The organism is Streptomyces sp. HUAS ZL42 (genome assembly GCF_040782645.1).
Classification (GTDB): domain Bacteria; phylum Actinomycetota; class Actinomycetes; order Streptomycetales; family Streptomycetaceae; genus Streptomyces.
The window spans coordinates 2,387,325-2,400,122 of record NZ_CP160403.1 but is presented as its reverse complement, the minus strand read 5'-3'; the positions used below and the strand labels follow the sequence as shown (position 1 = coordinate 2,400,122).

12 protein-coding genes are annotated in these 12,798 nt (G+C 72.4%); 3 read left to right on the top strand and 9 right to left on the bottom strand.

All coding sequences use genetic code 11. The features are described 5' to 3' along the window. Positions 1-85 precede the first annotated feature (85 nt). Positions 86-2,770 carry a pyruvate, phosphate dikinase gene (gene ppdK, locus ABZO29_RS11105; RefSeq protein WP_367319991.1) on the bottom strand — a complete coding sequence of 895 codons (2,685 nt, stop codon included), beginning with the start codon at positions 2,768-2,770 and terminating at the stop codon, positions 86-88. A 41-nt stretch (positions 2,771-2,811) separates the two neighbouring features. Then, complete coding sequence (adhP, locus tag ABZO29_RS11100) at positions 2,812-3,822, bottom strand: alcohol dehydrogenase AdhP (protein WP_367319990.1); 1,011 nt, start codon at positions 3,820-3,822, stop codon at positions 2,812-2,814. Between the two features lie 292 nt (positions 3,823-4,114). Between adhP and ABZO29_RS11095 the strand changes: the two genes are divergently transcribed. The 3 genes from ABZO29_RS11095 to ABZO29_RS11085 all read left to right on the top strand — a co-directional run bounded on the left by ABZO29_RS11095 (position 4,115) and on the right by ABZO29_RS11085 (position 6,975). Then, positions 4,115-4,807 carry a response regulator gene (locus ABZO29_RS11095; protein WP_367319989.1) on the top strand — a complete coding sequence of 231 codons (693 nt, stop codon included), beginning with the start codon at positions 4,115-4,117 and terminating at the stop codon, positions 4,805-4,807. Positions 4,808-4,934: 127 nt separating this feature from the next. After that, complete coding sequence (gene gap, locus ABZO29_RS11090; protein WP_367319988.1) at positions 4,935-5,972, top strand: type I glyceraldehyde-3-phosphate dehydrogenase; 1,038 nt, start codon at positions 4,935-4,937, stop codon at positions 5,970-5,972. 10 nt (positions 5,973-5,982) lie between these two features. Continuing rightward, a complete protein-coding gene (locus ABZO29_RS11085) occupies positions 5,983-6,975 on the top strand; it encodes a nitroreductase (RefSeq protein WP_367319987.1) in 993 nt (330 codons plus the stop codon). 41 nt (positions 6,976-7,016) lie between these two features. On the opposite strand, the gene ABZO29_RS11080 is transcribed toward ABZO29_RS11085, so the two are convergent. The 7 genes from ABZO29_RS11080 to narH all read right to left on the bottom strand — a co-directional run bounded on the left by ABZO29_RS11080 (position 7,017) and on the right by narH (position 12,797). Then, entirely contained in the window at positions 7,017-7,598 is a 582-nt protein-coding gene (locus tag ABZO29_RS11080) for a hypothetical protein (protein ID WP_367319986.1), read from the bottom strand. Between the two features lie 116 nt (positions 7,599-7,714). Continuing rightward, positions 7,715-8,065: a cupin domain-containing protein gene (locus tag ABZO29_RS11075; protein ID WP_367319985.1), complete on the bottom strand. Its 351-nt coding sequence runs from the start codon at positions 8,063-8,065 to the stop codon at positions 7,715-7,717. 13 nt (positions 8,066-8,078) lie between these two features. After that, positions 8,079-8,924 carry a methyltransferase domain-containing protein gene (locus ABZO29_RS11070; protein ID WP_367319984.1) on the bottom strand — a complete coding sequence of 282 codons (846 nt, stop codon included), beginning with the start codon at positions 8,922-8,924 and terminating at the stop codon, positions 8,079-8,081. A gap of 150 nt (positions 8,925-9,074) precedes the next feature. Next, the gene (locus ABZO29_RS11065) at positions 9,075-9,710 is read right to left on the bottom strand and encodes a vitamin K epoxide reductase family protein (protein ID WP_367319983.1); all 636 of its coding nucleotides are present in this window, start codon (positions 9,708-9,710) and stop codon (positions 9,075-9,077) included. Further along, entirely contained in the window at positions 9,707-10,489 is a 783-nt protein-coding gene (gene narI, locus ABZO29_RS11060) for a respiratory nitrate reductase subunit gamma (protein WP_367319982.1), read from the bottom strand. The genes ABZO29_RS11065 and narI overlap by 4 nt, the downstream gene beginning before the upstream one ends. After that, positions 10,486-11,277 carry a nitrate reductase molybdenum cofactor assembly chaperone gene (gene narJ / locus ABZO29_RS11055; protein WP_367319981.1) on the bottom strand — a complete coding sequence of 264 codons (792 nt, stop codon included), beginning with the start codon at positions 11,275-11,277 and terminating at the stop codon, positions 10,486-10,488. Before narJ ends, narI begins: the two co-directional genes overlap by 4 nt. Continuing rightward, complete coding sequence (gene narH / locus ABZO29_RS11050; protein WP_367319980.1) at positions 11,274-12,797, bottom strand: nitrate reductase subunit beta; 1,524 nt, start codon at positions 12,795-12,797, stop codon at positions 11,274-11,276. The genes narJ and narH overlap by 4 nt, the downstream gene beginning before the upstream one ends. Between the last annotated feature and the right edge of the window lies 1 nt (position 12,798).

Here is a 12,798-nt window from a genome sequence, read left to right as displayed (position 1 = left end):
TCGGCCGGCCCCGGTGAGCGCCGTTCGCTCTCACCGGGGCCGGCCAGGAGCAGCCCGGCCCCCTCGCGGGGCGCCGGGCCACCCGTCACCTGCTGTCGCTCGCCTCCGTCCCCTGGAGTGCGGCCCGTCCGGCCTCCAGGCGTGCGACCGGGACGCGGAACGGTGAGCAGGAGACGTAGTCGAGTCCGGCGGCGTGGAAGAAGTGCACCGACTCCGGGTCTCCGCCGTGCTCGCCGCAGACGCCGATCTTCAGGTCGGGCCGCGCGGCACGGCCCTCGGCGACGGCGATCCGGACCAGGCGCCCCACGCCGTCACGGTCGATCGTCTCGAAGGGGGACACCTTGAAGATGCCCTTGTCGAGGTACGCGGAGAAGAACGCCGCCTCGACGTCGTCGCGGGAGAAGCCCCACGTGGTCTGGGTGAGGTCGTTGGTGCCGAAGGAGAAGAACTGCGCCTCCTCGGCGATGCGGCCCGCGGTGAGGGCGGCCCTGGGCAGCTCGATCATCGTGCCGACCGGGCACTCGACCGTGACACCCGACTCCCTGGAGACATCGGCCAGAACCCGCTCCACCTCCTCCCGCACGATCCGCAGTTCCTCGACCGTGTCGATCAGCGGCACCATGATCTCCGCCCGCGGATCCCCACCCGCGCGCCTGCGCTCCACGACCGCCTCGGCGATCGCGCGCACCTGCATCGCGACCAGCCCCGGCGCGACCAGCCCCAGGCGGACGCCGCGCAGGCCGAGCATCGGGTTCTCCTCGTGCATGCGGTTCACGGCCTCGAGCAGCTCGGTCTCGTGTGCGTCCGGCGGGGTGCCGTGTGCCTCGGCGGCGGCGAGGCGTACGGCGAGTTCGGTGCGGTCCGGCAGGAACTCGTGCAGCGGCGGGTCGAGGAGGCGGATGGTGACGGGCAGTCCGTCCATCGCGTCCAGGATGCCGACGAAGTCCTGCCGTTGCAGCGGCAGCAGCGCGTCGAGCGCCCGCTCGCGTTCGGCGTCCGTACGGGCCAGGATCATCGCCTCGACCAGCTGCCGCCGGTCCCCGAGGAACATGTGCTCGGTGCGGCACAGACCGATGCCCTCGGCGCCGAACCGACGGGCGCGCGCGGCGTCCTCGGGGGTGTCGGCGTTGGCCCGGACCCCCAACCGCCGTACGTCGTCGGCCTGTCGCATGGCGCGGGCCACGGCCTCGACCAGCCCGGCCGAGGCCTCGCCCGTCTCGAAGTACCGCATCACGGCCGAATCCACCAGCGGCGCCGCACCGGCGTACACGGCGCCTTCCGAGCCGTCGACGGAGACGACCGTGCCCTCCTCGACGGTGGTGCCGCCCACGGTGAAGCGTCGCTTCTGAGGGTCGACCGCGATCTCCTCGGCGCCGCACACGCACACCTTGCCCATGCCACGGGCGACCACCGCCGCGTGGCTGGTCTTGCCGCCCCGGCTGGTCAGCACCGCCTGGGCGGCCACCATGCCGGGCAGGTCGTCGGGGGTGGTCTCCTGGCGTACGAGGACGACCTTCTCCCCGGCGGCGGCACGCCGGACCGCCTCGGCGGAGTCGAACACCGCCGCGCCCACGGCGGCGCCCGGCGAGGCGGGGATGCCGTGCGCGAGCGCGTCACCGACGGCGGAGGTGTCGAAGCGGGGGAACATCAGACGGGCGAGGCCGTCGCCGCCGACCCGGGCCAGCCCCTCGTCGGAGGTGATGAGTCCCTCGTCGACCAGCTCGGCGGCGATGGAGAACGCCGCCTCGGCGGTGCGCTTGCCGATCCGGGTCTGCAGCATCCACAGCCGGCCCCGCTCGACGGTGAACTCGATGTCGCACAGGTCCCGGTAATGGGTCTCCAACGTGTGCATGTGGTCGCGCAGCCGGGCGAACGCGTCGGGGTTCAGGCGGCCCAGTTCGTCCAGCGGGACGGTGTTGCGGATGCCCGCGACGACGTCCTCGCCCTGTGCGTTGGGCAGGTAGTCGCCGTACAGGCCGGAGCGGCCGGTGGCCGGATCGCGGGTGAAGGCGACGCCACTGCCGGAGTCGGGCCCGAGATTGCCGAAGACCATGGTCTGCACGTTGACCGCGGTGCCCAGGTCGTCGGGGATGTGCTCGCGGCGCCGGTAGAGGCGGGCGCGCTCGACGTTCCAGGACTCGAAGACCGCCAGGACCGCCCGGCGCAGCTGCTCGGCGGGGGACTGCGGGAAGTACCCGCCCGTCTCCTGACGGATCAGCTCCTTGTAGGCCTGGACGAGCTCGGCCAGATCGGCCGCGTCGAGGCCCAGGTCGTCCACGGCCCCGCGGGCTTCCCTGAGGCGGGCCATGATGTTCTCGAACAGCGCACTGTCGACACCCATGACCGTGCTGCCGAACATCTGCACGAGGCGGCGGTAGGAGTCCCAGGCGAAGCGTTCGTTTCCGGATGCCTTGGCCAGGCCGAGGACGGACTCGTCGTTCAGGCCGATGTCCAGGATCGTCTCCATCATCCCGGGCATGGAGAAGCGGGCCCCGGAACGGACCGACAGCAGCAGCGGGTCGTCCGGCTGACCCAGCGTCCGCCCGGCGGCCTCCTCCAGGGCGGTCAGATGATCGGAGATCTCGCGCGAGAGGCCCTCCGGCTCGGCGCCGGTGGCGAGGAAGGCGCGGCAGGCCTCGGTGGTGACGGTGAATCCCGGCGGCACGGGCATACCCAGCCGGGTCATCTCGGCCAGGTTGGCGCCCTTGCCGCCGAGCAGGTCGGCCATGTCACGGCCGCCCTCGGTGAACGCGTACACGTGACGGACCATGACGGTGCCCTTTCTTCGGGGTTCCCAGGGATGCGGACGGGTCACATCTCGAAGACGACGCGTGCCTTGATCCGCCCGTCCAGGACGTCGGCGATGGATTCGTTGACCGTTTCCAGCGGCCGGGTCTCGTAGATCACCCGAGTGCGTCCGGCTGCGTGCAGCTGGAAGACCTCGTTGAGGTCCTGGCGGGTACCGACGATGGAGCCGATGACGGAGGTGCCGTTCAGGACGGTGTCGAAGATCGGTACCTGGATGGTTCCGCCGGCGGGCAGGGCGACCATGACCAGCTTGCCGCCGCGCCGCAGACCGCCGTAGACGGAGGCGAACGCCTGTTCGTTGACGGCCAGCGCGATCGCCGCGTGGGCGCCCCCGTGCTGCTTGAGCACCTCGGCCGGGTCCTCCTTGCGGGCGTCGATGAGGATGTCGGCACCCAGCTCACGGGCGAGTTCGAGCTTGTCGTCCGTGACGTCGATCGCGGCGACGGTGGCTCCGGCGATCTTCGCGTACTGCACGGCCAGGTGACCGAGCCCGCCCACACCGGAGATCGCCACCAGCTGGGTGGGACGTACGTCGGCGACCTTCAGAGCCTTGTACGTGGTGACGCCGGCGCAGGTCAGCGGGGCCGCGTCCCGGGGGTCGATGCCGTCGGGGACCGGAGCGGCGAAGTCGGCGGGGGCGAGCATCTTCTCGGCGTAGCCGCCGTCGACGCTGTAGCCGGTGTTGCGCTGCTGCTCGCACAGTGTCTCCCAGCCGGACAGGCAGTGCTCGCACCGTCCGCAGGCCCAGCCCAGCCAGGGCACGGCCACCCGCTGCCCGACGGTCAGGTGGGTCACTCCGTCGCCGAGTGCCTCGACGATGCCGACGCCCTCGTGGCCCGGGACGAACGGCGGGGCCGGCCTGACCGGCCAGTCGCCGTGCGCGGCGTGGATGTCGGTGTGGCACAGGCCGGACGCCTCGAGCCTGATGCGGACCTGGCCCGGGCCGGGCTGCGGGTCCGGCCGCTCCTCGATCACCAGCGGCTCGCCGAAGGTCCGGACGACTGCTGCCTTCATGGAATGCTCCTCAAGCTCTGTCGGTACGGTGAGATGCGATGCGGTTCCAACGTCGGCCAGGTCCCCGGTGCGGCGGCAGGTGCCGGATGTCCTCGTGAGTGGGGTCCATCGGCCCCGACCACGCGGAACCGGGCCTTCGGAGCCGCACGGAACGCGAGATGTTGGGCCGACCGGCCCTGGCCCTTCGGCCCGGGATCGCGCAGGATCTGCGGCAGGCAGGGCCGGTTTCGCCCGGTGGGCCAGGCACGGTGCAGTATTCAGACGGAGCGGAACGCAGAATTAGGAGCATCCGATGGCGGACGGCGAACAGCCCGGACCCGACAACCCGATCCGCGTCTTCCTGCTGGACGACCACGAGGTGGTACGGCGCGGGGTGCACGACCTGCTGGACGACGAGCCGGACATCACCGTCGTCGGCGAGGCCGCCACCGTCGAGCAGGCCCTGGTCCGCGTACCCGCGTTGCGCCCGCAGGTGGCGGTCCTGGACGTACGCCTGCCCGACGGCGACGGGGTGACCGTGTGCCGGGAGCTGCGCTCGCGGATGCCGGAGCTGGCGTGTCTGATGCTGACCTCGTTCGACGACGAGGAGGCCCTGCTGGACTCGATCATGGCCGGGGCGTCCGGGTACGTGCTGAAGCAGATCCAGGGCTCGGATCTGGTGTCGGCCGTGCGCACGGTGGCCGCCGGCCAGTCCCTGCTCGACCCCAGTGCCACCGCCAAGCTGATGGCCCGGCTGCGCCAGGGCCAGGAGCCGGAGCCCGAGCCGGACGCCCTGCCGGGCCTGACCGAGCGGGAGCGGGAGATCCTGGCCCTGATCGGCGAGGGCCTGACCAACCGCCAGATCGGCCAGCGGCTGTACCTCGCCGAGAAGACGGTGAAGAACCACATCTCCCGGCTGCTGGCCAAGCTCGGTGTGGAGCGGCGCATCCAGGCCGCGGTGATCGCCACCCAGGCCCAGGACCGGCTGAAGCAAGAGGGCCACTGACGACACGGGGCGGGCCGCGGGGCCGAACGTCCCGCGGCCCGTCCCCGTCCGGCCCAAGCCCGATCGCATCCCCGGCCACCAGGCTGGCAGCACACAGAGATGCGGATCGACCGGGAGGGCGACGGATATGAACGTGCGCGTGGGCATCAACGGCTTCGGCCGTATCGGACGCAATTACCTGCGCTGTGTGCTGGAGCGCGCGGAGGCCGGGAACAGCACCCCGGTCGAGGTCGTGGCGATCAACGACATCACCTCGCCGGCGGCACTGGCGCACCTGCTGACGTACGACTCGACGTACGGCCGCCTCGGCCGCACCGTCGAGCACGACGACGACTCGATCACCGTCGACGGGCACCGCATCACGGTGACGGCCGAACGCGACCCGGCCGCCCTGGCCTGGCGCGACCTCGGCGTGGACGTGGTCATCGAGTCCACCGGCCGCTTCCGCACCCGCGAGCAGGCCGGCCTGCACCTGAAGGCCGGGGCGCGCAAGGTTCTGCTGTCGGTGCCGGGCAAGGGCGTCGACGCCACGATCGTGATGGGTGTCAACGAAGGCACGTACGACGCGGAGCGCGACCATGTCGTCTCCAACGCCTCGTGCACCACGAACTGCGTGGCGCCCATGGTGAAGGTGCTCGACGAGCACTTCGGCCTCGTCAAGGGCCTGATGACCACCATCCACGGCTACACCAACGACCAGGTCGTCCTCGACGGCCCGCACAAGGACCTGCGCCGCGGCCGCAGCGCCGCCGTCAACATCATCCCCACCAGCACCGGCGCCGCCCGCGCGGTCGGCCTCGTCCTGCCGGAACTGTCCGGCACCCTGGACGGCATCGCCGTGCGCGTTCCGGTCGAGGACGGCTCGCTGACCGACCTGAGCGTGGTGCTGGACCGGCCGGTGACCGCGGACGAGGTCAACGACGCCTTCCGGGAGGCCGCCGACGGGCCGCTGAAGGGCATCCTGCGCGTGTCCGACGCGCCCATCGTCTCCCGCGACATCGTCGGTGACCCGGCCTCGTGCGTCCTGGACGCCCCGCTGACCCAGGCGCACGGCGAGCTGGTGAAGGTCTTCGGCTGGTACGACAACGAGTGGGGCTACACCAACCGGCTGCTGGACCTGACCGAGTACGTCGCCGCGCGGTCCCGGCGCCCCGGCGCAGTGTGAGGATGATGCCATGGCTGAGCGACCGCTCGACGAGCAGACGGTGACGACGCTGGTGGCCGAGGCCACCGCGGCGCCGTCCATGCACAACGCGCAGCCGTGGCGCTTCCGCTACCTGAGCGGGGAACGTGTTCTGCTGCTGCGGGCCGACCCCCGGCGGGCCATGCCCCGGTCCGATCCCGATGACCGGGCGCTGCACATCGGGTGCGGGGCGGCGCTGTTCAACCTGCGCGTCGCCGCCGCACACGCGGGGCTCGCCCCGCAGACGACGCTGCTGCCCGAGCCCGACGACCCGCTGCTGCTCGCCGCCGTCCGTCTGGCCGACCCGCCCGCGGGCGCGGCGGACGACGATCCGGCGGGGCTGCACCCGGCGATCCGGCGGCGGCACACCAGCCGTCATCCCTTCGCCGAGAAGGACATCCCCGAGGACGTACGGGCCACCTTGCGGGACGCCGCGGGCCGGGAGGGAGCCGTACTGCTCTTCCCCGGCCCCTGGCACGCCGAGACCGTGCTCGAGCTGGTCCGCGACGCGGAGAGCCGCGACACGATGGATCCGGACGCCAACGAGGATCTGGTGCGCTGGACACGGCTCGGAGTGGAGGCGGACACCGCCGTCGACGGCGTCCCCGAGTACGCCTTCGGGCCGCGCAAACGCAACGGAAAAGCCCCCGTGCGGGACTTCGCAGGACGCCGGCCGGTGGCCGACCGCGGCACCACCGCCTTCGAGCACACCCCGCATCTGGCCCTGCTGAGCACCCCCGGCGACGGACCCGAGTACTGGCTGCGCGCGGGCCAGGCACTGGAGCGCGTCCTGCTGGAGGCCACCCTGGCGGACCTCGCCGCCTCCCTGACCTCCCACGCCCTGGAGGACCCCGAGCTGCGTCTGCTGGCCCGCGACCCGGAATCGGGAACGGGGCAGGTGCAGATGGTGCTGCGGCTCGGCTACGGGCCACTGGGACCGGCGACGCCCCGCCGGCCCGTGCGGGACGTCCTCGAGATCACGTAGGGCGTCGGGACCGTCGAGGCGTCCTACACGTGACAGGCGTCCTACGCGTGCCGGTGGCCCCGGTTGGCGTCGAACTCGGCCCAGTCCCGGTCCCACTGCGCTCGGCGACGCACATCCAGCCGCACCCGGGCGGCCCACCAGCCGCCCACCACCAGCATGCACACACCCGCTCCGGCGGCCGCGCCGAGCGCGGCTCCCTGGGACCGGGCCTGGGCGGGGGTGGGCGGGGCGGCGCGAAGGCGCCCCGCGTCGTCGAGCCACACCGTGGTGGCGGAGCCCGCCTTGCTGCCCACCGCCACCGGGGCGTCACCGGTCTTCGAGGAACCGTCGGGCCTCGTCCACCGCACGGTCGCCCGCGCGCGGTCGTCCGCCGTCGCGGAGAACCGGGACGGCGTCGCACGGGCGTCCTCGACCAGGAGCGCGGCAGCGCGGTGCAGGCCCTGCGCCTGGTCGAGAGCGGAGCGCTCGCCGACGCCGGCCATCACCGTGCCCACGGCAGGCGCCACGACCAGCAGCATGGCCGCCGCTGTCACGCCGATCCAGTTCTCGGTGACGTCGGAGCGCCGCCTGAGCGGGTTGCGCCGCCAGCGCCAGAGCCGGTCCCTGCCACTCCGTTTCAGCATGCGTGTTTCCCTCCGGGCACGATGGACTTGACCATCACACCGCCACGGTGACGGATCCGCGATGGCCGGCGGCAGAGCCCAACGGGGCTTGAGCCGAGGGCCGATCGGCCCTCGGCTCAAGCCGCCGCGGGTGTCCCGGGTCCGGACGCCTCGGGGGCGGGCAGCATCGTCAGCAGCATGACGCTGGGCTCGGTGGCGCGCACGGTGTGCGGAAGCCGTGCGGGCAGGTGGATCCAACTGCCGGGCCTCGCCTCGGTCTTCTCCTCGCCCAGGACGAGGTCGAGGCGGCCCTGGACGACCTGGATGACCACGGGCAGGGCGGACGTGTGCTCGGTCAGTTCCTGGCCGGCGGCAAAGGCGAAGCCGACCACGCGCAGACGGTCGTCGCGGTACAGGACGCGGCTGAGGGTGCCGTCCCCGGGCACGGCCAGTTCGGCGGTCAGGTCGGTGATCACGGTGGCGGTCATCGGGGGTTCCTCCTCAGGGGCGGGACGGGGTGGGGACGGCGAGCAGGCCGATCGCGCCCAGGTGGGCGCTGTGGCGTCGGAAGACGCGGCGCATGTGCAGCACACGGCGCAGGGCGGAGGGGTCCCGCAGCGCCCGGCCGGCGATGCGCAGGGCGGCGGCCGGCCCTTCGTCGGCGACGAGCCGGCGCGGTTCGAGCAGGGCCATGGGCGCGGTCGTGCGGGCGGTGACGGTGAAGCCCTCCTCGGCGAGGAGTTCACTCCAGCCGGTGGGCGTCAGGGGGCGGGCGCCGACGTGGATGGCGTCCTGCAGGTCCGCGGCGATCCGGTCGGCGAGGGCCGGGTCGAGACCGTCGGGCAGCAGACACAGTTCGTGGACGGCGTACCGGCCGGTGGAGCCGTCGAGGAGGCGGCGTGCCTCCCGTACGACGCGCCGCTTCGCGGGGTGGGGCTGCATCGTCAGCATCGCCTCGCCGTACACGACGGTGGCGTCCCCGTCCGGCAACCCGGTGTCACCGGCGTCCGCACACACGGCACGCACCTCGGTCGAGCCGGGGGCCACGAGGGCGCCGAGCGCGGCCACGGCGGCGGCGTCGCGGTCGACGGCGGTGTAGACGGCCGGGCGGCGGGCGAGGGTCAGCCGGGCGGTGGCCCCGAGGCCGGCGGCCAGCTCCACCACCCGGTCCTCCAGGTCCACGCCCAGGGCGTCCAGCATCCACCGCGTCATTTCCACACCGCCGGGGCGCAGGACCCGCTTGCCCAGCCGGGCCAGCAGCCAGTGGCCGGGCATACGGGAGGCGTCCAGTCCGTCGCCGGGTAGGGGAACGTTCTTCCGCAGGGCCGGGTGATCCGTCGATGCCATGTTCGTGCCTCGCTCTCTGCCCGCATCGGTACTACTTAGGTGAACCTAACTTGGGGCGATGCCGGAGTGCGGGGGCCGAAGGTCCCGATCGACCGGCCCAGTGGGCCCGTCGCCACCGACGGGCCGGGCATGCCGGACCGGGCCGGCGGGCTACAACAGGCTGCTCCAGTACGGCCAGAAGCGGGTGAGGACGAGCAGCGCGATCACCCCGTACCAGGCAGCGAGCAGAATCCAGTGCGTGTCGCGGACGACGTACAGCACCCCTCGGGGCACCGGGACCATCCCTCGTTCCAGGCAGTGCACGGTGACGTACCAGAACAGAGCGATGGTCACGACCCACACGACGGCGCAGTAGGGACAGATCTTGTTGAGCTCGTAGAGCGATTGCCAGATCAGCCAGTGGACGAACCCCACCCCCACCAGCGCCCCGGCGCCCAGCACCAGCCACAGCCGACGGTGCAGACACGCCCCGGAGAGCACGGCGACGCCCAGGGCCGTCACGGCGGCGAAGGCGCCCAGTCCGAGCAGCATGTTGGGGAAGCCGAAAAGGCTGCCCTGCGCGCTGGACATGACGCTGCCGCAACTCACCACCGGGCTGATGTTGCAGGGGGGCTGGTACGCGGGGTCGCGCAGCAGCCGCCAGTCGTCCACGGTGAGCTGGAAGGAGGCGAGCCAGCCGACGATCCCGGAGAGGACCATCACCCATCCCGTGCGGCGGCTCGCGCCCACGGTGTACGGGCGCCGGACGGTCTGGGCGTCCGGCGCGAGTGCGGGTCCGTGACTCATGCGGCTCGGCGGGAGCCCGAGGCGGACCGGGTCCGGCCGCCTGCCGCCGGGGCCGGCGCCGGTGCGGCCCGCCGGCGGTAGACCAGGTACGGCCGGGCCAGGTAGCCGATCGGGACGCTCCACACATGGACCAGCCGGGTGAACGGCCAGGCCGCGAAGAGCAGGAAGGCGGTCAGGGCGTGCAGCTGGAACAGCAGCGGTGCGCCGGCGATCGCATCCGGCTGCGGCTGGAGGACGAACAGGCCGCGGAACCAGACGGAGACGGTCGCGCGGTAGTCGTAGCCGGCGCCGAAGACGTTGTGGGCGGCCGTGGCGGTGATGCCGAGCAGGACGGTGGCCGAGAGCAGGGGGAAGAGGAACTTGTCGCTGCGGTCGGTGCCGAGGCGGATCCGGCGGGTCAGCAGGCGGCGGGCGCACAGCATGCCGAGGCCCGTGACCATGGCGACGCCCGCGACCGAGCCCGCCCAGACGGCCGTGGTGTGGTAGGTGTGCTCGCTGATGCCGACGGCCTCGGTCCACGAGTCCGGAACGGCGAGTCCCACGACATGCCCGGCGATCACCATGAAGGCGCCCAGGTGGAACAAGGGGCTGCCCCAGCGCAGCCACCGGTGCTCGAGGAGCTGGGTGGTGCGGGAGGTCCAGCCGAACTGGTCCTGGCGGTAGCGCCACACATGGCCGACGGCGAACACGGCCAGGCAGACGTAGGGAACGGCGACCCACAGCAGCAGATCGGCGCCGCTCACCGAAGCGGCGGCCAAGGGGGAGAGCGGGGCGTTCATCGGGGACCTTCCGTACGGCTGGTCGGGGCGGGCGGCACACGGGTCGGCGGAGCGGGTATCGGCGGCACGAAGGTGCCCGGAGGCGCGAACTCCCCGTCCCCGTAGGTCCCGTAGGGGTCGAGGCCGACCTCTTCGTTCGGCGGGCCCTCGGCCACGAGCCGGGCCACCGCCGCGCGGTCCGCCTCGGTGGGCGGCGGCAGCAGGGTGAGCAGCGCGGCCAGGACGTGCCGGTAGGGGGAGTCGGCGTCGGTCAGCGCCCGGTGGATGAGCTCAAGGCCGCGCCGGTGCTGGCGCAGCGGCGCCTCGCCGCCCCCGGGGCCCGCCAGCGCGGCGAACTCCAGCACGACCGGCAGATGGTCGGGCAGTTCACCTCCGTCGGTGTCCCAACCCGCCGCCCGGTACCGCTGGTTCAGGGTGAGCAGGGCCATGCCCCGGCGACGGGTGTCGCCGTGCAGGTAGTACGTGAGGTACAGGCTGCTCTTGCGGCGCAGGTCGAACATCTCGACGTAGTGCCGCTCCAGCGCCTGCGGTTCCTGGTCGGCGAACCAGGTGGTGAAGGCGGCCAGGTGATCGGCGGCCGGCGAGGGCGGCAGCGCCCCGACGGTCGAGGTCAACACGGCGCGGGCGGCGGCGAGTTCGGTGTCCGGATACTGCAGCAGCAGCGAGCACAGGCGCAGCAGCAGGGTGCGTGCCTCGGCCTCCTCAGGCGTGAGCCGGGCCGGGCGGCGCACGGCCGCCCGGACGCGCGTGCGGACAATGGCGGGAATCGTTGCGGGCAGCGGGCTCACGGACGGCCTCCGGCGGAGTTGCGGCGCAGGGTGGGGATGCCGAGCATCACCTTGCGCTCGGACGGTTCTCCGGCGGACTCCACCGGGCAGCGGTTCTCCATCGCGGTGAGCGCGGCCGCGTCCTCCTTGTGCGCGGCCGGGACGACGTACCGGTCGGCGTACTTGGCGACCGCGAGGAGCCGGTGCAGGTCCTCCGCCTCACGTGCGTCGAGCCCCACGGCCCGCAGCACGGCCTCGTCACCCGCCTCGCCGAGGGTGCGCTCGCGCATGTACGAGCGCAGCGCGGTGAGTTTCATCAGGACCCCGGCGACGACGTCGGTGTCGCCGGCGGTGAACAGTTCCGCCAGGTACTCCAGCGGGATGCGCAGCCGGGTGACGGCGGCGAAGACGTGGTCGGGGTCGTCCTGATTGCCGCCCGCCACGTCCACGGCGTCCAGGACGGGGGAGAGCGGCGGGACGTACCAGACCATCGGCATCGTCCGGTACTCCGGGTGCAGCGGGAGTGCCACCTTGTACCGGGACACCAGGTCGTACACGGGGGAGCGGCGTGCGGCGTCCAGCCAGTCCTCGGGGATGCCCGACTCCCGTGCAGCGGCGATCACTTCGGGGTCGTGCGGGTCGAGGAAGACGCCGCGCTGGGCGTCGAGCAGGTCCTTCTCGTCGGGGGTGGCCGCGGCCTCGCCGACGCGGTCCGCGTCGTACAGCAGCAGCCCCAGGTAGCGCAGGCGTCCCACACAGGTCTCGGAGCAGACGGTCGGCTGCCCGGCCTCGATGCGCGGGAAGCAGAACGTGCACTTCTCGGCCTTGCCGGTGGCGTGGTTGACGTACACCTTCTTGTACGGGCACGCGGTCACGCACATCCGCCAGCCCCGGCAGCGGTCCTGGTCGACGAGGACGATCCCGTCCTCGACCCGCTTGTACATCGCGCCCGACGGGCAGGCGGAGACGCAGGCCGGGTTGAGGCAGTGCTCGCAGAGCCGGGGCAGGTGGAACAGGAAGGTCTGCTCGAACTCGAACTTCACCTTCTTCGCCCACTCACCGCTCAGGTTGGGGTCGCCGCCCGCGTGTTCGGCGGCGCCGCCGAGGCCGTCCTCCCAGTTGGCGCCCCAGGTGATCGCCGTCGGCTTCCCGGTGAGGACCGAGCGGGGACGGGCGACCGGGACGTCGTCCCCTGCCGGGGCGCTGACGAGGTTGTCGTAGTCGTAGGTGACCGGCTCGTAGTAGTCCTCGATGGACGGCAGGTCGGGGTTGGAGAACAGCGACAGCAGCCGCCGGACCCGGCCACCCGAGCGCAGGACGAGACGCCCGCGCTTGTCGAGCATCCAGCCGCCCTTCCACTGCTCCTGGTCCTCGTAGCGGCGGGGGTAGCCGATACCGGGCTTGGTCTCGACGTTGTTGAACCAGGCGTACTCGACGCCGGTGCGGTTGGTCCACGTCTGCTTGCAGGTCACGGAGCAGGTGTGGCAGCCGATGCACTTGTCGAGGTTCATGACCATCGCGATCTGGGCCAACACGCGCATG

Bases quoted from the DNA above. Each gene is read 5' to 3' on its own strand.
- ppdK (WP_367319991.1), bottom strand. From the start codon at position 2,770: ATGGTCCGTCACGTGTACGCGTTCACCGAGGGCGGCCGTGACATGGCC.
- adhP (WP_367319990.1), bottom strand. From the start codon at position 3,822: ATGAAGGCAGCAGTCGTCCGGACCTTCGGCGAGCCGCTGGTGATCGAG.
- ABZO29_RS11095 (WP_367319989.1), top strand. From the start codon at position 4,115: ATGGCGGACGGCGAACAGCCCGGACCCGACAACCCGATCCGCGTCTTC.
- gap (WP_367319988.1), top strand. From the start codon at position 4,935: ATGAACGTGCGCGTGGGCATCAACGGCTTCGGCCGTATCGGACGCAAT.
- ABZO29_RS11085 (WP_367319987.1), top strand. From the start codon at position 5,983: ATGGCTGAGCGACCGCTCGACGAGCAGACGGTGACGACGCTGGTGGCC.
- ABZO29_RS11080 (WP_367319986.1), bottom strand. From the start codon at position 7,598: ATGCTGAAACGGAGTGGCAGGGACCGGCTCTGGCGCTGGCGGCGCAAC.
- ABZO29_RS11075 (WP_367319985.1), bottom strand. From the start codon at position 8,065: ATGACCGCCACCGTGATCACCGACCTGACCGCCGAACTGGCCGTGCCC.
- ABZO29_RS11070 (WP_367319984.1), bottom strand. From the start codon at position 8,924: ATGGCATCGACGGATCACCCGGCCCTGCGGAAGAACGTTCCCCTACCC.
- ABZO29_RS11065 (WP_367319983.1), bottom strand. From the start codon at position 9,710: ATGAGTCACGGACCCGCACTCGCGCCGGACGCCCAGACCGTCCGGCGC.
- narI (WP_367319982.1), bottom strand. From the start codon at position 10,489: ATGAACGCCCCGCTCTCCCCCTTGGCCGCCGCTTCGGTGAGCGGCGCC.
- narH (WP_367319980.1), bottom strand. From the start codon at position 12,797: ATGCGCGTGTTGGCCCAGATCGCGATGGTCATGAACCTCGACAAGTGC.